Annotated in this window: 21 protein-coding genes and 1 other RNA gene; 5 read left to right on the forward strand and 17 right to left on the reverse strand. The window is 68.3% G+C overall.

Going from position 1 to position 21,968, the window contains the following annotated elements; translation table 11 throughout:
* Positions 1-6: 6 nt before the first annotated feature.
* The 11 genes from ACYVAN_RS20220 to ACYVAN_RS20270 form a co-directional block, all read right to left on the reverse strand.
* Positions 7-288 (reverse strand): hypothetical protein, encoded by a 282-nt coding sequence (locus ACYVAN_RS20220; protein WP_460961950.1) that lies wholly within the window; start codon positions 286-288, stop codon positions 7-9.
* A gap of 12 nt (positions 289-300) precedes the next feature.
* A complete protein-coding gene (locus ACYVAN_RS20225) occupies positions 301-759 on the reverse strand; it encodes a hypothetical protein (RefSeq protein ID WP_460961952.1) in 459 nt (152 codons plus the stop codon).
* A 253-nt stretch (positions 760-1,012) separates the two neighbouring features.
* The gene (locus tag ACYVAN_RS20230) at positions 1,013-2,110 is read right to left on the reverse strand and encodes a C40 family peptidase (RefSeq protein ID WP_460961954.1); all 1,098 of its coding nucleotides are present in this window, start codon (positions 2,108-2,110) and stop codon (positions 1,013-1,015) included.
* A 1-nt stretch (position 2,111) separates the two neighbouring features.
* Positions 2,112-2,708 (reverse strand): hypothetical protein, encoded by a 597-nt coding sequence (locus ACYVAN_RS20235; protein WP_460961956.1) that lies wholly within the window; start codon positions 2,706-2,708, stop codon positions 2,112-2,114.
* A 118-nt stretch (positions 2,709-2,826) separates the two neighbouring features.
* Positions 2,827-4,779, reverse strand: coding sequence for a hypothetical protein (locus ACYVAN_RS20240; protein ID WP_460961958.1), 1,953 nt, complete (start codon positions 4,777-4,779; stop codon positions 2,827-2,829).
* Positions 4,776-8,834: an ATP-binding protein gene (locus ACYVAN_RS20245; RefSeq protein WP_460961960.1), complete on the reverse strand. Its 4,059-nt coding sequence runs from the start codon at positions 8,832-8,834 to the stop codon at positions 4,776-4,778. The genes ACYVAN_RS20240 and ACYVAN_RS20245 overlap by 4 nt, the downstream gene beginning before the upstream one ends.
* Entirely contained in the window at positions 8,809-9,423 is a 615-nt protein-coding gene (locus ACYVAN_RS20250; RefSeq protein WP_460961962.1) for a hypothetical protein, read from the reverse strand. The genes ACYVAN_RS20245 and ACYVAN_RS20250 overlap by 26 nt, the downstream gene beginning before the upstream one ends.
* Positions 9,424-9,443: 20 nt before the next feature.
* On the reverse strand, positions 9,444-9,728 hold the full coding sequence (locus ACYVAN_RS20255) for a hypothetical protein (RefSeq protein ID WP_460961963.1): 285 nt from the start codon (positions 9,726-9,728) through the stop codon (positions 9,444-9,446).
* Positions 9,729-10,206: 478 nt separating this feature from the next.
* Positions 10,207-10,413 (reverse strand): hypothetical protein, encoded by a 207-nt coding sequence (locus ACYVAN_RS20260; protein ID WP_460961965.1) that lies wholly within the window; start codon positions 10,411-10,413, stop codon positions 10,207-10,209.
* A 215-nt stretch (positions 10,414-10,628) separates the two neighbouring features.
* Positions 10,629-10,856 carry a hypothetical protein gene (locus ACYVAN_RS20265; protein WP_460961967.1) on the reverse strand — a complete coding sequence of 76 codons (228 nt, stop codon included), beginning with the start codon at positions 10,854-10,856 and terminating at the stop codon, positions 10,629-10,631.
* Positions 10,857-11,256: 400 nt separating this feature from the next.
* Positions 11,257-12,474: a benzoate/H(+) symporter BenE family transporter gene (locus ACYVAN_RS20270; RefSeq protein WP_460961969.1), complete on the reverse strand. Its 1,218-nt coding sequence runs from the start codon at positions 12,472-12,474 to the stop codon at positions 11,257-11,259.
* A 540-nt stretch (positions 12,475-13,014) separates the two neighbouring features.
* Between ACYVAN_RS20270 and ACYVAN_RS20275 the strand changes: the two genes are divergently transcribed.
* Together ACYVAN_RS20275 and ACYVAN_RS20280 are read left to right on the forward strand one after the other, a co-directional pair.
* Positions 13,015-13,479, forward strand: a complete 465-nt coding sequence (locus ACYVAN_RS20275) for a DUF2975 domain-containing protein (protein ID WP_460961971.1) — start codon at positions 13,015-13,017, stop codon at positions 13,477-13,479.
* The gene (locus ACYVAN_RS20280) at positions 13,479-13,685 is read left to right on the forward strand and encodes a helix-turn-helix domain-containing protein (RefSeq protein WP_460961973.1); all 207 of its coding nucleotides are present in this window, start codon (positions 13,479-13,481) and stop codon (positions 13,683-13,685) included. Before ACYVAN_RS20275 ends, ACYVAN_RS20280 begins: the two co-directional genes overlap by 1 nt.
* Before the next feature lie 107 nt (positions 13,686-13,792).
* Here ACYVAN_RS20280 and rnpB read toward each other — a convergent pair.
* The 5 genes from rnpB to cobC form a co-directional block, all read right to left on the reverse strand.
* Positions 13,793-14,188: RNase P RNA component class A (rnpB, locus tag ACYVAN_RS20285), an RNA gene on the reverse strand.
* Positions 14,189-14,304: 116 nt separating this feature from the next.
* Entirely contained in the window at positions 14,305-15,516 is a 1,212-nt protein-coding gene (locus ACYVAN_RS20290; RefSeq protein WP_460961975.1) for a bifunctional RNase H/acid phosphatase, read from the reverse strand.
* Positions 15,513-16,250, reverse strand: coding sequence for a zinc ribbon domain-containing protein (locus ACYVAN_RS20295; protein ID WP_460961977.1), 738 nt, complete (start codon positions 16,248-16,250; stop codon positions 15,513-15,515). Before ACYVAN_RS20295 ends, ACYVAN_RS20290 begins: the two co-directional genes overlap by 4 nt.
* Complete coding sequence (locus ACYVAN_RS20300; RefSeq protein ID WP_460961979.1) at positions 16,247-17,107, reverse strand: Nif3-like dinuclear metal center hexameric protein; 861 nt, start codon at positions 17,105-17,107, stop codon at positions 16,247-16,249. The genes ACYVAN_RS20295 and ACYVAN_RS20300 overlap by 4 nt, the downstream gene beginning before the upstream one ends.
* Before the next feature lie 293 nt (positions 17,108-17,400).
* Positions 17,401-18,453 (reverse strand): Rv2231c family pyridoxal phosphate-dependent protein CobC, encoded by a 1,053-nt coding sequence (gene cobC / locus ACYVAN_RS20305; RefSeq protein ID WP_460961981.1) that lies wholly within the window; start codon positions 18,451-18,453, stop codon positions 17,401-17,403.
* A 44-nt stretch (positions 18,454-18,497) separates the two neighbouring features.
* On the opposite strand from cobC, the gene ACYVAN_RS20310 reads away from it, so the two are divergent.
* The 3 genes from ACYVAN_RS20310 to ACYVAN_RS20320 all read left to right on the forward strand — a co-directional run bounded on the left by ACYVAN_RS20310 (position 18,498) and on the right by ACYVAN_RS20320 (position 20,851).
* Positions 18,498-19,037: a low molecular weight protein-tyrosine-phosphatase gene (locus tag ACYVAN_RS20310; RefSeq protein ID WP_460961983.1), complete on the forward strand. Its 540-nt coding sequence runs from the start codon at positions 18,498-18,500 to the stop codon at positions 19,035-19,037.
* A gap of 16 nt (positions 19,038-19,053) precedes the next feature.
* Positions 19,054-19,923 (forward strand): fructosamine kinase family protein, encoded by an 870-nt coding sequence (locus tag ACYVAN_RS20315; protein WP_460961985.1) that lies wholly within the window; start codon positions 19,054-19,056, stop codon positions 19,921-19,923.
* A 61-nt stretch (positions 19,924-19,984) separates the two neighbouring features.
* Positions 19,985-20,851, forward strand: a complete 867-nt coding sequence (locus ACYVAN_RS20320) for an SURF1 family cytochrome oxidase biogenesis protein (protein ID WP_460961987.1) — start codon at positions 19,985-19,987, stop codon at positions 20,849-20,851.
* Between the two features lie 57 nt (positions 20,852-20,908).
* Here ACYVAN_RS20320 and ACYVAN_RS20325 read toward each other — a convergent pair whose 3' ends face one another.
* Positions 20,909-21,862, reverse strand: coding sequence for a cobalamin biosynthesis protein (locus ACYVAN_RS20325; protein ID WP_460961989.1), 954 nt, complete (start codon positions 21,860-21,862; stop codon positions 20,909-20,911).
* Positions 21,863-21,968 lie beyond the last annotated feature (106 nt).

Below are 21,968 nucleotides of genomic sequence, written 5' to 3' on the forward strand. Positions count from 1 at the left end.
AGGAGCTCAGTCCTCCTCGTTCCAGCGCCGGTCGGCTTCGTCGGCAGACTCGGTGCGTTCGTGCGCGATCTCCAACGCTTGTGCCGCGGTCTCCTTGTCCGAATAGGGACCCAGCCGGTCGGCCGCGCGGCATCCTGCGCGTGGCTCGACCTGCCGGTGTTGCAGGCAGAAGTACCAACCGTCGCGGGCCATACCTCGAGCCTCGCACGCCTGAACGCACGTGTCACGTACCTGGAGGTCGTATCTTGCCCGGTAGGCGAGTTCACCAGGCAGAACGTCAGCGCTCACCGGGCAGCGCGTTCACCAGGCGGGGGGCGGTGGCGCGGCCGGTGACGGCTGGTTCCAGCCTGCCTGCCTGCCGGGGATCGGGTCGAGGCACGACACCAGGACCTCCTGGGCCTCCGGATTCTCAATTTTGCGGCCGTCTCGCATGCGGTACTCGAGATCGCCGGTGTCCCCGACTTCGACGGTGCATCCGACCTCGGCCAGTTGGTCGTCGTCGAGATCCACCAGACGCTCGTACCGGGAGGGAACCACCCGGTAAACGGGCCACTGCACGTGTCCGAAGGCCTGGTGGAACTCCGCGAGCAGGTGCCGCATGTGCTGCTGCCACGGCAACGGCATCGCTTCGACCAGCGAGCGGGGCAGGACGGCGTACCCGTCGTTCACCCCGTGTTTCGCCTGGTCGAGGTAGTCCCCCAGCGGGGTGCTCGACGTGGGCGGCCCGGTCGGCCGCGGAATGGGGTCAGGGGTGAACATCCTCATCCTCCCGGTGGAACGCTGTGGCGGCGAACATGGCAGGGGACTTCTTCTCGACCCGGAGAACCGCGGTCGAACCGATCGCCGCCCCCCACCGACTTCGACCCGCCGTGTTCAGTTTCGCGACAACAAGCGCATCGGGGTGTTCGTCCTGACGATCGGGCATCGCACGGCATCAGTGTCACCTCGCCTGCGTCCCGCGTTCAAGCGATCGATCATCCGATCGATCACATCGTCGCCGCACCGCCGGAAGTTACCCGGCCGCGCCGGACGACGGTTGCGGCTCCGAACCAGCGGGCTGCGGATCCGAGCCGGACGCGGACCCGTCCGAGGCGGGCGAATCCGGACCGGGGGCCTCCGAGGTGGCCTCGGCCCGGTCCTGTTCCGAACCGGCCGGTCGGACCACCATCGGCATCAGCTCGCCGCCGTCCCACATCTTCGAACGCTCCACTGTTTCTCCCTTCTGCGGAGCGTGCAGGATCTCGTTGTCGCCCAGGTAGAGCGCAACGTGGTGGATGGCCTTGGGGTCCCGACCACTGCCCCAGAACACCAGGTCACCGGGCCGCGCCTCGGCGAGTGGAAGCCGCTCGCCACCGAACTGGTATTGCACCTTCGAAGTGCGCGGGATGTTCACCCCCGCGGCCTTCCACGCCTGCTGGGTCAGCCCGGAGCAATCGAAGGTGTCCGGCCCGGTCGCACCCCACACGTACGGTGAGCCGATCTGGTCGTCGGCGTAGGAGATCGCGTTGCTCGCCGACGCGCCGGTCCCGGACATGTCCTCGCAGCCGCTGAAGCCCTGGACCTCGCCCCGCACGCTGACCAGGTGGGCGGCCATCGGCTCCCACTTGTGGTAGCGCTGCGGGAACGCCGAGCGCTCGACCCGCTGCGCGGCAGTGCCCGGCCGCATGTCCTCCCAGCCGGGAACCTCCTCCAGCACGTCGAAGAACTTGTTGATCTGGTAGTCCACGTCGGTCACCTGACTGACGCTGCCCCACCCCATCGAAGGCCGCATCTGGAAGATTCCGAGCGAATCCGCGTGGCCGTGGGAAAGGTTCGCCAGGTTCGACTCGGTCTTTCCCGCCTGGATCGCGATCTGCCACGCGCGAGGGGGCATGCCCCGCTCCTTGCCGATCTCGATGATCCGCTGGGTGATGCGCAGCGATTCCTCGTTCAGCGTGGACGCGTCCCGCTTCCCCTCGCCCTCCCCGGCCCCCCACGGTCCGAGCCTGGAGCTGCAGTCCGACCAGCCGGGCTTGTTGCCCGTGCCGCTGAGCAGCGCGGTCATCGCGCCGATACCCACCAGCCCGGTGAAACCCGCGAGCACAACGACCATCACCAGAACTTTGCGCATGTCATCCCGCCCAGTCGTATCCGGCCACCCGCCAGCCCTGCGGGGTGCTGATCACCAAGATCTCCAGATCGCCCGAGTTGGTGGGCAATCGAACGTCGATAGAGTTCGCGGTCGATTCCAGTGCCGAGGCCTGCCCGGTCACCTCGGTCGCGGGCACGTTGGCCGGATCGACCGACTCCATCACCGGCAGGAATTCCTCGGTGGTGTGCGGCCGCAATTCGTCCAGCCACTGCTGCTGGGACGTCCCGGGCGGATGGTGCACCCACTTCTTCCCCCACTTCTCCGCGGTGATCAGCCCTTCCGGGCTCGCGGGGGCGGAAGCGGGCGGGGTGGTCGGTACCGAGAAGGTGGGAGGTGCCGCGTCCGCACCCATTTGGTCCGGAGTGGACCCCGGATCGGGAACACTGGCGTGTTCGGTCCCCGAAGGGTTGTCCCGGTACACGCGCGCCGGGGGTGGTTCGGGCAGCACGAATCCGACCGCGGTAGCCAGCCCCGCGACCACGACCAGCGCTCCGACCAGATGCTTCGGCGACCGCAGGGGCCAGCCCCACAACCTGCGGTAGACCGCCGCGCGGCCCCGATGCGTCCGAATCGGCATCGGTGTCCCCTCTCAACTCGCCCGGCTGCAGTTCCTCGACGACGACCCGCTCGACACCACCGGCACTCCGCGCTCCCGGAGTCCTGCTCCGGTCGATGCGCGGCCCGCCGGTGGATACTCACCCGCCATCGGCCACCTCCAACCCGCGGGACGGCCGGAAGACCACGTCGACCGGCCTGCCTGCCACCACCTCCGATCCCCCGCGACGCGGGGTCGGCGCCTCGTTCCGTGCGGTCGTGGCGGCGTCCACCGTTCGGGACGGCACCAACACCGGATCTTCGTCCGGCGCGTCCCATTTGGCATCCGCCACCGGGGCGGTATCCACGACTCGACTGGTGCGGGTTTCGGGTGCCGTAGCACGCTGGGTCGCCCCCGGCCGACGCGAATCCGCACCGCCCCCGGCCGGAAGGGCCGCGGCACCACCGAACCCGCCGGTGGGCAGGGCGCCCGCAGAGGCTTCGGCGGGTTGCTCCCGGTCCGTTCGGCGGGCGGACGCGGCCACCGACGCGTACTCGGCTTCGGGCCGTCCTCGGTTCTTGCCCCGCTGCGAGTCGGTGTGCTGGTCATCGGTGTCCGAGGAACGCACCTGTTCCCAGAACTCTCCGCTCGGGGTTTCGGTGGCACCGCCACGGCCGCGGAACCGGTCGAAGATCCCACTGGTGGCACGCGGCACTCCCCCACTGCTGCCCACCGAGAGTTGGACCATCTGCCCCATCCGGCGCATCGGCTTGCCGAGCATGACGAACACCACCGTCACCAGCCCCGCGAGCAGGATCTGGGTGAGCACGGAAAACCCACGTCCGGCACCGAAGATCCAGGTCAGCACCAGCGTGTGCATCCCGGCCATGGCAGCGATGACGACCACGTTGAGCATCGCGGCACCGCCCACACGCCCGACGGTGCGCAGCACCTGGTGCTGCAACAACGCCACCAGACCGATCAGCGGGCCCGCGAGGATCAGGATGCGCAGCAGGACCTGGGCGAGCAGAATCGCCGCCTTGGCCATCAACTGGAACGAGGCGTAGGCCAGACTCTGCAACAGCGCGAGGATTCCCGCGCCCACCCGGCTGCCGTCGATGCCCTGGAAGTACCCGTAGGCACTGCCCATTTTGTCCGCGACCTCTTCGAAGTCCTCCTGCTTCTCCTGCGCCGAGCCCGCATCGTCGCCCGCGGCCACTTCCTCCTTCGTCCACGTCTGCGCGCGGAGCAGTTCCCTGCCGAGTTCTCCGGCCTGCGGCGAGTCGGGAGTGCCGAATTCGCCGCGCAACCAGTTGCGGTAGATGACCTGCTCGTGCAACAGCGTCGGCAACGCGTTCGCCTCGTCGATGCCCACTTCGCGCAGAAATCCAGCCTGGACCGCGGAAGTTCCGGTGATGACCACACCGTCGAGGGCGTGGGTGTAAACCAGCGGCGTCAAGTAGGTGGCCGAGGCGAACCACAGGCCGGCCAGCGCCCACATGGCGCGCTTGCCGATGGTGGCCAGATCGCCCTGCCAGATGTAGCGGAACAACATCACCGCGAGAACCAGGGCGACCACCCCGAACCACGGGGTGAACACGCTGTCGTACAACGCCACGGTCCCGGTCACGATGATGTCGTCCAACGGGTCCATGAGATCGCCGTTGAGCAGCGCGTAGTGCAGGCCGTTCGTGGCGCCGACGATGTTCTTGGCGATGTTGAACATCTCGTTGCCGAGCCAGGTATCGACGAGCGCGTTCGGGTTGGTCACGCCTTGCGGCCCACAGCCGAGGTCGTAGGTGTGCCAGACCAGCCCGGCGTACCCGACCTCGTCGTAAGCGCTTCCCGGGTGGCCGGAACCCATCGGTGCCGGGTCGAGAGCTCCCACCATGCCCGAACCGGGTCGTTCCGGGTTCGGCGGTTCCTTGCACTCGAGCGACTGCCCCAACGCCGGTGCGCCCATCAGCGCCTGGAGCCCGACCAGGGCCGCGACCACGGTGAGCGCACCGTTCCTGCCCGTGCGCCCGGACAATCCGCTCGTACGGTGCCGTGCTCGCCGCCGCGCGGCCACGAGCGCGCTACCGCCCACGATCAGTACGGCCAGCAGAGTCACCGGTCGTCTTCCCCACCTCGTGCGCCCGGTTGCCCGGCCGGACGGTCGGTTCCATTGCCTCGTTCGTCGACCTGCCCGATTCCGACGGATTCGAGTTCGAACTCGTCGAAGGTGTCGAGGTCCTCCGGATGATCGTCCTCGGGCGGACGGGGTGGGGCGGCGGTATCGGAGTTCGCCGCATCACCACCGGCTTGCAGGCTGCGACGGTGCACTTCGTCGCCGGTTCCCGCCGGTGTGGTGTCGAGGGAATCCCGCATGTGTTCGAGGTGCGGTCCGCTGAAGTCGATGCGGATCCGTTCCACTCCGCCAGCGCCGTCACCGAAGATGAACTGTCGAGGTGCCTGGTCCCGTTCGGTGTTGCCGCGAGAAGCACCCGGCCTGCGTCCGAGCGCGGAAACGACCTGTTCGTAGCCCGCACCGACCGGAACCTTCAGCAGCCGCAACGCATCGGCCTGCGCGCTGTCGTCGTCGAGCCGACCCACGAACACCGAGTCCAACAACGACACGAAGCCCTGGATCCGCAGGAAGTCCGCGGGCAGCTGGCTGGACAGCAGCACCCGAACGTTCCACTTGCGCGAGTCACGAGCGAACCGGTTCATCAACACCCGGCCGGTCGGCACCTCGGAGAGGAAGAACGCCTCGTCGATCCAGACGCCCTTGCGTTCGTTCTTCGGCCGTTCGTAGATGGTCCGCTGGGTGAGCCAGGCCGCCAGGTTCAGCATCTCGACACCGAGCGCTTCGGCGTCGGTCCAATGCTCCCGTCCGACCGCGTCCTTCGGCAGGGTCAAGCCTGCCATGGTGAGCACGGTCAGCCGGTCGTCGCGCGTTTCGGAGTACGGGTCGGCGTCCGCCTCGGGGATCAGCAGCGACATGCGCTCCCGCATCTCGTCGAGGAAGTCGGCGACCACCACCGCGTGCTCGTGGTGTTCGCTGGCGTCTCGCCGCAACGCCTCGAAGACCATGCCGGGATGCGCGTCGGGCATACCACCCACTGCGCGCACCGCACGCAGCAGGACGATCCGTGTCTGCGGCATCCGAGCCACCTCGTAGGGCAACAACCCGGTGAGCACGTCGAGGACCAGACGTCGTCGGGTGGCCGCGGCCAGGGCGCGTTCCCGGCGCCAGCCACGTTCCGGGTCGTCCTCGTCGACGAAATGCTCCAGCTGCGGCTCGGCCACCACGCGGTACGGGTTGAGGATGCCGGGCTGGGCGTTGAGCAGGTTGATCGGACGCGCGTAGGGGCGCAGTTCGGGGAGTTCACACAGAGCCGCGAGCGGTCCGGACGGGTCGAGCAGCGTCCAGTGCGCCCCGGCTCGCAACGTCTTGTAGACGATGCCACCACCGAGGAAGGAGTTGTGCGTCGGGATACACGCTTCCCCGGCCAGGTACATGTGGTCGGCGTTGTCCACCTGCACGCAACGTACCGGAACGGATTCCACCGGCACGACGTCAGTGATGTAGCGGTACTGGTTGGTGTCCCGAATGGCCGGATTGAGGCGGACCAGCTTCCGCAGGAGTCGGAACACCTTGTCCGGGGTGGTGAACGAGACGGTGTAGGCGGTCGAGGCGTGCGTGTACCGCCCCTTCACCTGCTTGGTGCGCATTCGGGCCTGGTAACCGAGTCCCAGCACCAGTTCACGGAAGTCCCGGGCAAGCCGCTCGTTCGTCGCGCTGAACTCCACCCCGCCCGACGGCTTGCAATACCCGTCGGTGTCGAGCAGACCTGCGAGCAAGGCACGGCGCTGCTCTTCCGAGGCCCGCAGGTAGGCGTCCGGGATGTGCTTGTTCCCGAGCAGGCCCATGCTCCTCAGGTTCTGCTGCACCGTGCCCGGCAGGCTGTAGTCCTGCTGCGACGGGCGATACCTGCACTCCTGACCTGTCGCTTCGATCTCGTCGATGACCTCGCGGTCGAGGACCGTGATGGCCGCTCGGCAGGAGGTTCCGTGCCCGAGCCACGCCCCGAGCAAGTACGGCTCGATCGGCAGCTCGACTTGCGGCAGGTCGAACGAGGACGCGACGGGAACCGCGTGGTTGTTCTGCTGCCCGGACCTGAGCGTCGCCGCGATCTCGACGGTGGTATGAACCGTGGGGATCTGATTGGCCACCTCCGACACTTCACCGCGACGCTGGTGTCCGCGAACGAAGCGCGAGTAGTAGTACGTGCCGTCGCTCCGGGCATCCGAAGTGCGTCGGTAGGTCCACCTTGTCGTCGCCTGGCCGCAACCACAGGCGCAGCTGCCGGGCGGCGTCTCGGAGCCCGGCACCGTGGCAGCCGCGCGACGAAGTCGTTGGTCGAGGCGGTTCTGCGCCTTCCGGTCCTTCCTGGTCCGGGTCAGCCACTGGTGCTGCGCGTCGGCGCGGATCACGGAACCGTCGGAGAACACCACGTCGTAGCACGGACGATCGAACATGACGTCGGTCGCCGCGGTCACCCGAGTCGGCTTGCCGTCCATTCCCAGCAGCTGATCACCGACCTTGACCTCGCCCATATTGGTCCAGCCGGTCGGCGTGGGCAACGAGGTGTCCAGGGCGAGCGCTTTCCCCCCGCCGAGGCCGGCCACCATCGCCGTCAGTCCGGAGGCGTCCCGCACTTCCTGGGCCATCCAGGGGTCCCAAGCGACCGGTCGCCTGGTGGCCGTGCAGGTCTCGCCGAGGAGGATTCCCCGTCGGTCGCCCACTTCGGCAGTCGCCTGCGGTACTGCGGAAGCCGCCCAGACCACCGATCCCCGGCGCAGGTAGGCCCCCGAGGCCAGCTGTTCGCCGGGGATGAACTCGCGCGCCATCGAGTACTGCGCCTCGGGGTGTTCGATGGCGATCTTCGGCTTGTAGAGGTCGAGGATCTGCTGCGCCAGCCGCAGGGCGTCCTTCTCGGTGGGGCCGGACACCGCGAGCCGCCACCACGAGCGCACGCGAGTGGCCAGCGCGGTGAACCCGGAGGTCATCTCGTCGTCGATCTCCAGTACCCGCCCGGCTTGCCTGGACAGGGAAGTCGGCGGTTCGAGACCGTGTTCGTCGGTGTAGTGGCGCACCTGCGACCGCACCTTGTTCATCTGGCGCTGCAGCTCACCACCGACGTCCTCGGGACGGCGCACGTAGATCCGCGCCGACCACTCCACCGTCGCGGGTAACCGGTCGGAGTGCTGGATCCACGGATCGTCGATCTCCGGGATCTGCAGACCGTGGGTCTGGCCGACGGTCATCACCGCCACGTGCCGCGTGATGCCCGCGTTCGACCCGGTCCGCCCCCGGACCGTCGTGGTCGGGGCGTACGGGTCCTGGTGCATGTCGGCCGCGTCGGTGAACGAGGCCAGGTCTTCGGGCTCCCATCCGGCTCCCGGCACTGCGGGCAGGTTGCGCGGTGCCGGGAGTCCCAGCGAGCACGACCGGTGCATCAGCCAGGAGATCTCCTCGGCGGTGACCGGACGTCCCTCGAGACCCGCCGAGCCGATGATCTGGTCCAGGTGCTCGATTTCGCTGTCCAGCGCGACGAGTTCCGCATCGACAGCTTCGGGGAAAACCCGGTGCAGCAGCGGCGCGGCACGTTCCACCGCACGGTCCATCACGTTGCGGGTCTGCACCTGCACACCGAGGTAGACCTCTTTTTCGGCCATGGACCGGCCCATCAACTGCTGCTGCTCACCGACCATGTAATCGTCGAAGCTCAGCGCACCGGAAACGTCCGGCAGCGGGTTTCGCGCGTTGTGTACGTGCGCCTCGGCCCACATCCGAATGGGGTAAGGCCGGTTGGTGACGCGCAGGTGCATCCACCTGCCCTGCAGTTCGGCGTACTGTCCGGCGATCGCGGCGATGAGGTCCTGCCGCTGCGAATCGGACCGGAAGGACCACCGCTGCGGGGACAGCCGGTACCACGCGAACACGTCCTGGCCGGTGCGCAGCAGGTGACCGTCGATGGAACGCGCGGCGATCGACGGTGTGTACGACGGGAGGGACTGCTCCCCGGACAACCGCTTCTGCTTTGCGTTCTTCGGGGCGCGATGGGGTTGGCCCGGAACCTGCTGCGAGTTGCGCTCACGGCCTCGCCGGCGACCGAACACCGCGAACCTCCTTGCTACGCGCGCGCCTTGGGGAAGGATTGTTCCGCGCAGCAGGCTGCCTGTTACGGCCTGCCTGCTGCTGACGACCCTGCTGCTGGCGAACCTGTTGTTGACGACCTTGTTGTTGACGGGGTTGCCGCCGAGAACGTTCCTGGCGTCGCGACCGCCCCCGCTTGCCGTTCTTCCTGGCACGGTCGGACTTCTTCGACATGGCGGAGGACTTCGGTCTGGGTCGATCCGCGCTGACCCGGACTCGGGCCGCACTGGCGGCTCCGCCCTGGCCGGTGGTGCGCTCTCTCGGAGCGGTCAGTTCCCGCAGCCACATCACCATCACGGCCCCGAGCGGTCGCTCGTGTGTGATGCGCGAGCAGATGATCCGGGTGACCGCCACCGTGATCACTACCGCCCACGCAGTGGAGAAGAAGCTGAAGCCGATGTTCATCCGGCGCTCCAACGCGAGCACGAGCAGGAAGACGACAAGTCCGACGCCCCAAGCCACGTAACGGGCTCGCCAGGGAAAAGTCGCCTTCGGCGGACCGAGCCAGACCGCGTCGACCCGGTACACCTCGTCATCGGTTCGTATGCGCATGGTCGATCAGCCGCCGCTCGTCACCCGCTGGTGGTGCTGAACAGGCTGGCGATGAACGTCCCCACGTCGACCCCGGCGCCCGTCACCGCGAAGCCGATGACGGCCAGCGCGACGAAAACACCGATGACTCTGCGCATCACGCCGGCGTTGTCACCCTTGCCGCCGCCCAGCCACAACAACAGCAGTGCCACCGTGAGCAGCAACAATGGCAGTAGGTTGTTGAGGATCCAGCCGCGGATTCCCGTGGTGCCGAGTTCCGTCTGCTGCGCCAGTACGTCGAATTGCGCCAGTGTTTCCAGCGGCATCGCGGTCATCTCATTGCCCCTGAGTACGCGGAGTGTCGTCGGATGGGTACGTCAGCTCGCCAGGTCGTTCCGGCGCGCAGGTACGAGTAGAACATGACATGGTCACCAGCAGTAGTGGTTACGAGTGCGGTGTGGCGAACTCCCGGCGGGTTTCCTCACACCGCGAGTAGGCCATCGGCGTTGCCCGCATTCGGCTCAATCGCACGACAAGAGTGTTCACAAGGAGGTTTCCGGTCCGAACCGACGTGATCGTTCACTCGCTTGCGAACCCCTTCGTGACGCACCGTGTACGAATTGGCGAACAGTGGAATTCCACACGCCGCGCCCCCGATGCGCGGACCGGCGCAGACGTCCGTGACGCCAGCCGGACCGAGCGGGAGACCATGATCCCGACGCGTGCACAACAGTAGCGGTTCGGTCACGGCACGTTTCCCCCAGGGCCGCCCGGTCGTGACAACCAGCGAGGATCCGCGCCACCTCAGATCGGTGGCGTCAGTCCCGCCAACCTGCCCGAACCCCGACATTCGTGACATGTCCGCCATTCGCCCATGCTCATGGCGGTCGTCAACTCGGCAGTGGCTTGAATCGCGTACGCCCTCGGCTCGCTCAACTTGCGGAAACCACCGCACGTGAAGCACACCGTGTTCGGACCGTCCTCGAACCTCGGCGCTTCTTCCTCGTCCATGTGGCGAGTGTGCTACACGAGGCAAGGCGACCACCAGCACCAGCAATGACCACTTTGGACAGGTGACGGTACCGAAGCAGCAGATCAAGCCCGGTCCGGTAATTGAAAATCGGGTCAGTGCCAACACTCCCCACCGGAGCCGCCCCGGAGCCGTCCCGCCCGGAGCGAAGCACCGACGCCGGTTCCGAAATCCCCGCCACATCCTCGAAGGACCACTACCGGGATGCGGCTTGCCGAGCGTGCAACCGCAACCACTTGCGAGCCTGCGCCCGCACGTCGTCGTCGTTGCGCCAGTCTTCCGGAAGTCGCACGGTGTCGATCAGGTGCTCGTCGGTGTGCCTGGCCCTCCTGTCTCCGATGTGGACGGTCATCACGCCCGATCCCCGCCCCCAGCGGAACGTGTAGGACTCGACACCCGACACCCGCGCGAACAGCCAGGCCATCGGCAGATACCTCTCCCGCTCATGCACGCCGATCCGCCCCGGAGCACGCGCGCCCGGCTCGCCGTGCTCGCACTCGTCTACGCGCGATCACGTAAGCCCCCCGGCCGCGAGGACACACCGGCCCCGCAGGTTGCCGTCATCTTTTCCGCGAGAATTGTGAACATGCCCCCACCATCTCGGATCAGGGACGAACACGAAGAGCAGACAGACCGGGCAGATCGGGGCAGATTCGGCAGACAACGCCAGATCGACGGCATCGAACGGCTCAAACGAGTAGAGGCCCGATTTCACCGATTCGGCATCACCTCCGAAACCACCATGATCCGCCCACGGACCCTGGGGACGCTCGCAGACCGGACGAGGGCCATTCTTTCCACGGTCCACTTCGTTCACCCCGGGTTCAGGGAGTGCTGTTTCCCGCCTCGAAGTCACGACGTTCGAGCAACCACGAGACGCCGAGCCCGACCACGAGACCCCAGAACGCCGCGCCGATGTTCATGATCTGCACGTCGGCGACGGTGACGACGAAGGTGACCACCGCGCCGAGGGTGTACCGGCCGCCGAACGCCGTCGTGAACGACGACTGCAGCACGCGCAGCATCGCCAGCCCGCCGAGTGCGGCGATGAAGGCTCCCGGCGTCGCCAGCATGAGGTCGGTGAACAGCGGAGCGAACAGGCCGAACAGCATCGCGAGCAGGCCGCAGCAGATCCCCGCGATGTAGTGCCGGGACCGCTCTCCCGACACCGTCAACAGCGCGTTCGTCGGTCCGGTCAGACAGGTCGAGACAGAACCGACGAAGGACGTCAACACCGACCAGGCACCGCATGCGACCGTGACCGCGTTCACCGGCGCCTCGTGCCCCGCGGACCGGAGCACCGCCGCGCCCTGCCCGTTCTGCACGACCAGCACCGTGATCGTCAGTGGCACGACCAGTTCGACGGTCGCCTGCCACGAGAGCGCCGGAGTTTGCAGGATCGGGGCAGCGATCCACTGGGCCGCCCCCGGCTCCGGAGCGAAGCGCCCGGAAAGCGCCACGGCCAGTCCACCGATCAGTAGCGCGCCGAGGATCGGCGGCATCCACCGACCCAGCGAGCCGCGCCAGCTCAGCACCAGAAAGAGGGCAACCATCGGTCCCGCGATCGCGATGTCGCCGACCACGGCGTTGACCAGATCCAGTCCGAAGCTCAGGAAGACCCCGGCGACCATCGCCATCACGATCGGCATCGGGATGGCGGCCATGGCTCCGCGAACCCGCCCGCTCAGTCCGAGCGCCAGGATCAGCACCCCGGTGACCAGGAAAGCCCCGACCACCTCCGGCCACTCCAGGTGGGTCAACGCCGGCCCGACCAGCACCGTCCCCGGGATGGTGAAGAAGAACGAGAGCGGCTGCTGGTAGGTCCAGCACGCCAGCACCGTGAGAACACCGTTGAGGAAGAACGACCCGAAGATCCACGAGGCGATCTCGGCCTGCGACAACCCGCCTTGCTCACCGACCGCCAGGATGACTGCGAGCGGCCCGGTGGCCGCGAAGATCAGACCGATCAACCCGTTGGCCGCGTAATGCCCCCCGAAATCCTGCGCCAGGCGTCGCGATCCGGGAAACGGACGACTCGGCATCTCCAAGGAGCCCCGATTAATATCCGTTTTCACCATTCTTATACACACCCCGTCCAAAAGATTCCGGACATACCGAAAGCCCGCGCGAAGACACGTGTCCCTGAACCGCAGAGCAGAGGTTTTCGCTGGTAAAACGACGGATTCCGGGTCTGCTTGTTCCTGGCATCGGCCGCCACCGCGACGCGCTCGAATCCTGTCGGACCATTCGAGACACCACCTCGGCCGACCCGACACGATTTCACCGGTGCCGATCGATCCCGATTTCTACCCATCTGATGTGGCGGCAACCAGAGAATTGTTGCCCGCGTCACATCGGGCCCGGTGAGAGTGATCCGCTCGGCTGCGGAATCGTCGACTCCGCGACAACCGAGCGCGCTCTTCGGCATGCGGGACGCTCCGCCCGGTCGTCGGTGGCGCTACGCCCTCGCCTGGCAGGCGGCGACCTCCTCTCCTTCCCGACTCAACACGGACCGGACGTCTCCGCGCGAATGTTGCACGTGGCATATTGACTTTCGATTGCTTCCTATCGATAGTCGAGACATGGACCGACTCGTTATAGTCGCCCTCCGGGTGCTCCTCATCCTGATCACGCTCGGCACCCTCGGCGCCCAGATCATGATCATTGGCGTCGTCGGCACGCACCCGGAAGTCGAGGTGACATCCCGTGCCGTGGCCTACGCGGCGCTCAGCGTTGCGGCGATCGCCTGCGTCGAGGTCGGGCTCATCGCCCTGTGGGTGCTGCTCTCCATGGTGCGGCGCAGTGCGATCTTCGACGAGCGAGCTTTCCGGTGGGTCGACGTCATCTCCGTCGCCGGGCCCGTCGCCGCGTTCCTCGTCACCGCGATCTGCTTGCACGCGGGCCAGATCGACGACGCGCCCGGGCTCGGCGGGATCGGCCTGGGGGTGGCCGTCGGCGGGATCGCGTTCGCATTGCTGATGGTCGTCATGCGCGGTTTGCTACGTAGCGCGACGGTGCTCCGGCGTGAGCTGGACGAGGTCGTGTGATGGCGATCGTCGTCGATATTGACGTGATGCTCGCGCGCCGCAAGATGTCGGTTGCCGAGTTCGCGGAGGCGGTCGGGATCACGCCCGCGAACGTCGCCGTGCTCAAGAATGGGCGTGCGAAGGCGGTACGCTTCACGACCCTCGACGCTGTGTGCCGTGTGCTCGAATGTCAGCCCGGTGACATCCTTCGATGGGTTCCCGATTGACGAACCCGCGACCACCGTGCGGAGGTCGACGAGGTATCGCTTCCCACCGTGCCGCGTGTCCTCCGTAGCGCGGCGAGGTGGCTTCGCACTGGTCAGGGAGCGGGACGCGGACGAGTCGGTCTGTAAGCCGGATCCTGTTCGTGGCTGCCTCGCGGCACGCCACTCGACGACCATCCATCTCGGCCTGCCGTTGCCGACAGGCTCAAGCGGCCTACCCGCAAGCCTCGGGCGAGCAACCCTCGAACGCCTGCGCAGGCACCGTTATGGTGCCCTCTTGGCCTTGCTCCGGGTGGGGTTTACCAAGCCGCCCCGGTCACCCGGGGCGCTGGTGGTCTCTTACACCACCTTTTCACCCTTACCTGGCCGCCAGGCGACCAAGCGGTCTGTTTTCTGTGGCACTTTCCCGCGGGTCACCCCGGGTTGCCGTTAACAACCACCCTGCTCTGTGGAGTCCGGACTTTCCTCGACGGGATCATTCCCGACGCGATCGCCCGACCGACTCATCCGCTACGTGCGAGTTTACCGCCGCCGCCGCGACCCGCGTGCCACCGCACCCCTTCACCGCGGACCCACCCACCTGTGCTGCTCCGAAGCGGTACGCGTTCCGCACGCGGGCAGCTCAGGCCAGGTAGGAGACGTCGTTGACCAACCGGACGGACGCGTTGCCGTCCGGGTAGAACTCGACGACGGACAGCGAGGCCAGGTCCAGATGCAGGCGATAGAACAACGCAGGCCCCACGTCCAGCCCCAACCGGAGCAGCGATTTGATCGGCGTCACGTGGCTGACCAGCACGATCGTCCGTCCTTGATGGGTTCGGACGAGTTCCTCGCACGCCGAGCGCACGCGCCCGAAAACGGCCTCCATCGACTCGCCCGCCGGGGGCTCGACAGTCGGATCACCGAGCCATTGGCCATGCAGGTCCGGGTACCGCTCGGCCGCTTCCAGGAAGGTCAGACCCTCCCACGCCCCGAAATCGGTTTCGAGGAGGCCGTCGTGGAAACCCACCTCGCCGCCGGTGGCCTGGGCGACCGCCTCCGCGGTCTGCCTGGCTCGCCCCAGCGGGGAGGAGATCACCGGCGCCGCCCCGTGCTCGGTGACGACACCGTCCGTCGAGGCCAGGCGTTTGCCCGCCGCCAGCGCCTGCTGTTCCCCCAGCGCAGTCAGCGGGACGTCACCACGCCCGGAATAACGGCGATCGACAGACATCGCCGTCTGCCCGTGCCGCAGCAGCAGCAACCGGGTCGGCGACCCCACGGCCCCGGTCCACGCGGACGGCTGGGACCGGTCCGCACCCGGCTGCTTACTCGTCGCGGGCGATTCGGCGACAGGGCGAGCGATGGTAGGACTGGCGGTTGCGGGGCTGCCGGTTGCGGGGCTGCCGGTTGGGCCGGATTCGGCATCGGCCGCGACGACGGTGTTCTCGCCGGACTGCTCATCCATGGCTTCGTTGGCCAATCGGTCGGCGTGCGCGTTCTCCTTCCGCGGAATCCAGGAGAACCGGACACCGGTGAACGCGCCCAGCAACCGGGTGGCCTTGCTCGCCAGCGGCTGCAGGTTGGCGTGCTTGACCCGCCACCGGCCGGTCATCTGCTCGACGACCAGCTTCGAGTCCATCCGCACCTCGACGTCGGTGGCGCCGATCTCGGCGGCGGCCTCCAACCCGAGGATCAGACCCTCGTATTCGGCCACGTTGTTGGTCGTGCTGCCCAACCCGACCGAACACTCCACCAGGACCTGCCCGTCCGGTTCGCGGACCAGCGCACCTGCCCCTGCCGGTCCCGGGTTACCCCGCGATCCGCCGTCCGCCTCGATGACCACCCGCAACGTCACTGCTTGGACTCCCGACGCACCAGGATGGCACCGCACTCCTCACACCGGACGACCTCGTCGGCAGCGGCCTCGCGCAATTCACCGAGCTTCGAACGGTCGAACTCGATCCGGCACGCACCGCACCGCGAGCCCTCGAACGTGCCCGCTCCCGCGCCCCGCTGCTCGCGGATCCGGTCGTAGAGCGCCAGCAGGTTCTCGGGGAGCTGCGACACGATCGACTCGCGCTCCGCCTTGCGCTTGGCCTCGGTGCTCTCGAGGTCGGCCAGTGCCTCGTCCCTGCGAGACTGCACATCCGCCAACCGCTGCTCGGCGGTGGCCACGCTCTCCCGCGCCCGGGTCGCGTCGGCTTCCAGCGCCTCCCGCTGCTCCATGACCTCGAGCAGCTCGTCCTCCAGGTTGCCCTGCCGCCGCGCCAGCGTCGCCAGTTCGTGCTGGAGGTCCTCCAGCTGCTTGGACGAACTCAGGCTGCCCGAATCCATCAGTTTGCGGTCGCGTTCCTCGCGGGTGCGGACCTGCTCGATCTCGGTTTCGAGTCGCTTCACGTCGCGGTCGAGATCACCGAAGGAGGTCTGCGCGGCCACCAGGGAGTCCCGCTGAGCCTGCAACTCGCGCTCGGCGGTGCCGATCTCTTCCAGTTCGGGCAGCGTACGACGGCGGTGATTGACGCGGTTGAGTTCGGCGTCGACTTCCGCTAGATCGAGCAGCCGTCGCTGAACGACGGGTTCGGCTTTCACGCGAGCGCCCTCCCGGGGTCTGTGTTCGTACCGGTCGCGTGGGTCGTCCACGGGTCGGTGCGATTGGTGGAGACAAGAACTTCGACAGTATCCGGTAGTGCCGCGGCAGCCACACCGGCGGCCTGCCTGCACCACGGCCATTCGCTGGCCCAATGCGCGACGTCGACCAGCGCGGGCACCTTGGTCTCCGGAACGCTCTCCCCGGCAACGTGGTCACTGGCGGGGTGATGACGGAGGTCACCGGTCACATAGGCGTCGACTCCGGCGGCGGTGGCCGCCTCAAGGTACGAATCACCGGACCCGCCGCAGACCGCGACGGTCTTGATCAGGCGGTCCGGATCCCCTGCTCCGCGCACGCCCCACGCGGTCGCGGGCAGCTTGCCCGCGACCCGTTCGACGAAGGCGCCGAACGGTTCGGCCTCCGCGAGTTCGCCGATCCGACCGAGTCCGGTGTCCCCCGCAGGGGTGTGCGGGGCGAGCGGGCGCACCGGGGTCACACCGATGGTTTCGGCGAGGGCGTCCGAGACCCCGCGCACCGCGCTGTCGGCGTTGGTGTGCGCGCAGTACAACCCGATTCCGGCCCGGATCAGCTTGGTCACGATTCGGCCCTTGGGATCGTCGGCCGGAACACCGTGCACGCCACGCAACAACAGGGGATGGTGCGAAACCAGCAGTTGCGCACCGGAGTCGATCGCTTCGTCCACTGTTGCCTCGACCGGGTCCACGCAGAACACGATGCGCTGGACGGCGCTGTCCGGATCGCCCACCGCGAGACCGATCGCATCCCAGCTTTCGGCCAGGTGCGGTGGGTACGCTTCCTCCAAGGCCGCCACCACGTCCTTGATCCGCACGGTCATCGAGCGTTACTCCTCATGAATCAACGTCCTTCCCGCGGCTTGAGCCGGGGAATCGCAACCGACCTGGACGGCGGTTGGGCAGGTACTCCGACCAGTCTTCCACCCGGACGCCACAACCCGAAGCCGACACCTCGGGCATCCGCACCGCGTGGAAGGCGCCCAGGGGGCTCCTGGGTCGAACGTGTCGGGCCAGGACGCGACCATTGCACAGTGCCGCCGAAGGACCACGTCGATCCCCGCCGAGTACGGGTTCGGCGCGGCCTCGACACACCTAGCCACGGTCGAACCCAGGTCTACGCGCCACGTCCCGTCAGGTCGCGAAGCGCTTCGGCCAGGACCGCCCCTTGCTCGGGCGGGCGCACCGCGATCCGGATGTGGTCGGGTCCGAGCCCCGGGAAGGTGTCCCCCCGCCGCACCGCGATGCCCCGCTCCCGCAACGCATGCCGAACCTTCGCACCGTTGTCCACTCGCAGCAGCAGGAACGGGCCGCGCGCGGGCTCCGCCACGTGCACCCCGCCGACGGTCCGGAGTTCGCGCAGCATGGCGTCGCGATCCCGGACGAACGTCTCCGCGGCCTGCTCCGACTCGGTGATCGCCTGGGGTTCGCAGCAGGCGATCACCGCCTCCAGCGCCAGCGTTCCCAGCGGCCAGTGCGGGCGGGTGCGTGCCAAACGTTCGAGCAGGTCCGGTGCGCCCAGCGCGTATCCGGCACGCAACCCCGGAAGGCCCCACATCTTCGTCAGGCTGCGCAGCACGAGCAGTCCGGCCGTCCGGTCGGAGGCCAGTTCCTCCGGTTCGCCGGGCACCGCGTCGAGGAACGCCTCGTCGACCACGACCACGCGTCCCGGGCGGATGAGCCGTCGGATGTCCGCGGCCGGATGCAGGACCGAGGTCGGATTGGTGGGATTGCCCAGCACCACGAGGTCGGCTTCGGCAGGTACCGCTTCCGGACGCAGGCGGTAGCCGTCATCGGCGGCGAGGTCGACCCTGGCCACTTCGACACCGGCCGAGCGCAGAGCGAATTCGGGTTCGGTGAACGAAGGGTGTACGACGGCGGCGAGTCGGGGCCGCAGCGCCGCGAGGAGGGCGAACCCCTCCGCGGCCCCCGCGAGCGGCAGGACCTCGTCGGAAGACCGGCCGTGCCGATCGGCGACCGCGGTGCGCGCCGCGAGATCGTCCTGCTGGGAGGGGTAGCTGCCGAGCCGGTCCACTGCCTTCGAGAGCCGGTCGCGCAGCCACGCGGGCGGGCGGTCCAGCCGCACATTGACCGCGAAATCGAGCAGACCGGGTCCGGCCTCGACGTCCCCGTGATGGCGCAGCAGTTCCCGATCATTTCCGCTCGTCATTCCGGGCAGTGTAGCTATCGGACCACCACCGGCCCGCAGCGCGGATGGCGCGGAACATCCTTCCGGCGGTCGCCGTCGGCGTGCGGGCCACAAGCACCCGGGCGGACGAATTACCCTCGGATCCCGTGCACGTCTCCTTCATCTGTACCGGAAACATTTGCCGATCCCCCATGGCCGCGCTCGTCTTCCGCGAGCACCTCCGCCGCGCCGGCCTCGACGACCGGGTCGAGGTGAGCAGTGCGGGCACCGGCCCGTGGCACGTCGGTGAAGCCGCCGATCCGCGCACCGCGAAGACGCTCGCCGAGCACGACTACCCCACCGAGCACGTCGCGGCACAACTCGATGCCGAACACACCGATGCCGACCTCCTGGTTGCCATGGACGCCGGGCATCTCCGGGTCGTGCGCGACGCGGTGGAGGACCCGGACAGGGTTCGGCTGCTGCGGTCGTTCGATCCCGCTTCCGACGAAGGTGCCGAGGTCCCGGATCCGTACTTCGGTGGTGAACGCGGGTTCGACGACATCCTGGAAATGATCGAGGCAGCGGTTCCCGGTCTGGTGGAGTGGGTTCGCGAACGAAGCTGAACGAAGGGAGACGAGGGTGGCCGACGAGGTCCGCAACGTTGTCCGGGAACTCACCGGTAGCACGGCCAGCGAGGTGCGCCGCGCCGGCGGTGGCGACACCGCCGAGGCGTACACCGTAATCCTCGACGATGGCGACGGCGTCTTCGCGAAGCGGTCGCCGGCGTCCATGCCGGGCGCGGCGGAAGCCGAGGCGGCTTCGCTGAACTGGCTCGCCGATACCGGAACGGTCGCAGTTCCGGCGGTGCACGGACACCTCGACGGCTGGCTGGTCATCCAGCACGTTCCGCAGGCGGGCCCGTCGCCCGAGGCCGCCGAGGCCTTCGGGCGGGACCTCGCGAGGTTGCACGCGGCCGGAGCTCCCGCGCACGGTTCACCCCCCACGGGCGGCCCCGCCGAGGCGTGGATCGGGCTGGCGCCGATGCACAACGAACCCTCGGCGGACTGGCCGTCGTTCTACGCCGAACACCGCGTGCGCCCCTACCTGCGCCGTGCCGCCGACGCGGGCACGTTCGATCCGGACGAGGTCGCCGTCTTCGAGCAGGTCTGCGATCGGATCGAGGAGCTGGCCGGACCGGCCGAACCACCCGCGCGGCTGCACGGAGACCTGTGGAGCGGCAACGTGCACTGGAGCGACCAGGTGTGGTTGATCGACCCGGCCGCGCACGGCGGGCACCGCGAAACGGACCTGGCGATGTTGCGGCTGTTCGGCTGTCCGCACCTGGAGCGGATCATCGACGCCTACCGGGAGGTCAGTCCGCCTGCCGCGGGCTGGGAGGAACGCGTCCCGCTCCACCAGCTGTTCCCGCTGCTGGTGCACGCGGTCCTGTTCGGCGGTGGTTTCGCCCGGCAGGCGTTGACGGCCGCCCGGGCCGCGCTCGTCGCGTGATCCAAGCCGCATTCGTCCGCCCCGGGGGCGTGTTTCCCGAGGGGCCGCCTACGGTGGACCTGTGCGCTTGAAGTTTCTCCTACGGCCGGGGTGGATCGCGCTGATCGTGCTGGTCGGCGTGTTCTCCTCGCTGTGTTTCACGATGCTCTCACCCTGGCAGTTCAGTCGGGACGATCAGGCTCAAGCGCGCAATTCCGCCATCCGGCAGTCCTTCGAAACCCCGGCCAAGCCGCTGGGCGAGGTGCTGCCCGCGGGTCGGGCGCCGGACGAGGCCACGGAGTGGTCCGAGGTGAGCGCCACCGGCCGATATCTGCCCGAGGGCGAAACCCTCGGGTGGTTGCGCACCGTTCGCGGTGAGCCCGCGATCGAGGTGCTGACCCCGTTCCGCACGGACAACGGTCCTACCGTACTGATCAACCGCGGCTACCTCCGGCCGGTCGACGGGGTGCGCGCTCCGGACTACGCTCCCCCGCCCACGGGCGAAGTGACGCTGACCGCGCGCGTCCGGGTGAACGAGACGGACTCGAAGGACCGGCCGACGTTCCACCGCGACGGCCACCGCTGGACCTACTCCGTCGATTCCCGGACCGTTTCGGAGGGAACCGGCATCGAACTCTCGCCGGGGTACTTCAGCTTGACGGCCGGCCAGCCGGGCGTGCTCGAGCCGCTGCCGCTGCCACAGCTGGAATCCGGGCCGTACTTCTCGTACGCCCTGCAGTGGATCGCGTTCGGGATCATGGCACCGCTGGCTCTCGGGTACCTGATCTACGCCGAGATCACCCAGCCGCAACCGCAACGGCACGAGCAGCAGCAACGCCACGACCAGCAATCGCGACCACGGCAGCGCAAACGTTCCCGCAAGATGTCGGTCGCCGAAACCATCGCCGAAGAAGAACGGCTCGAACGGGAAAACACCGGCAGCGGTTAGAACGCCGATCACGCCGAACCGCTTGGCTTCGCCGACCGAGCCGCCGCTATGTCCGGGTCAACGCGTCGCCCGGCGCCGCGCGCCGAGCAGCAGCGCCGCTCCGGCCGACAACACTCCGGTGACCGCGCCGATCACGCGGGACAGTTCGATGCTGCGGGTGACGTCGCCCGCGTCGGCGGTTCGTCCGCCCCCCAGCACCGGGCGCTGTTCGACGGTGTGACCGTAGATGGTGCGGCCTCCGAGCCGGATCCGCAGTGCTCCCGCGAAGGCCGCTTCGATCTGCCCCGCGTTCGGGCTCGGGTGGGCGGAGGCGTCGCTTCGCCAGGTCCGCCACGCGCCGCCTGCCGAACCGCCGACCACGGGTGCGCAGGCGACGGTGATCACGGCGGCCAGCCGGGAGGGCGCCAGGTTCAGCAGGTCGTCGAGACGTGCGGAGGCCCAGCCGAAGTTCCGGTGACGTGGCGAGCGGTGTCCCACCATGGCGTCCAGCGTGTTGGCGGCCCGGTAGCCGACGAGGCCAGGGATTCCGGCGACCGCGCCCCACACCAGCGGTGCCACCACGGCGTCCGAGGTGTTCTCCGCGATCGACTCCACCGTTGCCCTCGCGACTCCCTGCCCGTCCAGGTTCGCCGAGTCACGCCCGCACAGGTTTCCCAGCCGTGCCCTGGCCTGGCCGAGGTCGCCGCCGTCGAGCACCCGGGCCATCGCGGTGCCCTCGTCGGCCAGCGAGGCCCCACCGAGCACCGCCCAGGTGACCACTGCCGTGGAAGCCGCTTCGAGTGCAGGGCTGCGAGCCGACAGGCGCTGCGCAACCACCCCGCAGGTGATCGTGGAGCCGACGAGCAACCCGGTGTAGACGATTCCGGCGTCCCGCCGGTCTCGGTGGACGACCTGTTCGACCGCGTGCGCGAGCTTGCCGAAACCCGCTACCGGATGTCCTCGCCGGGGATCGCCGATCGCCGCGTCCGCAGCCACTCCTAGCAGGAGTCCGACTGCCCGCCCCGCGCTCACCTCGTGTTCCCTCCCAAGCACCGGTACCGGCCACCGGCTGGGACGCCGGTCGGCCATGGTCGCCGAGAACGCTACCGCCTGCTGTCACCTGATCGAGCACCGCATG

This window comes from Parasphingorhabdus pacifica (assembly GCF_054779195.1).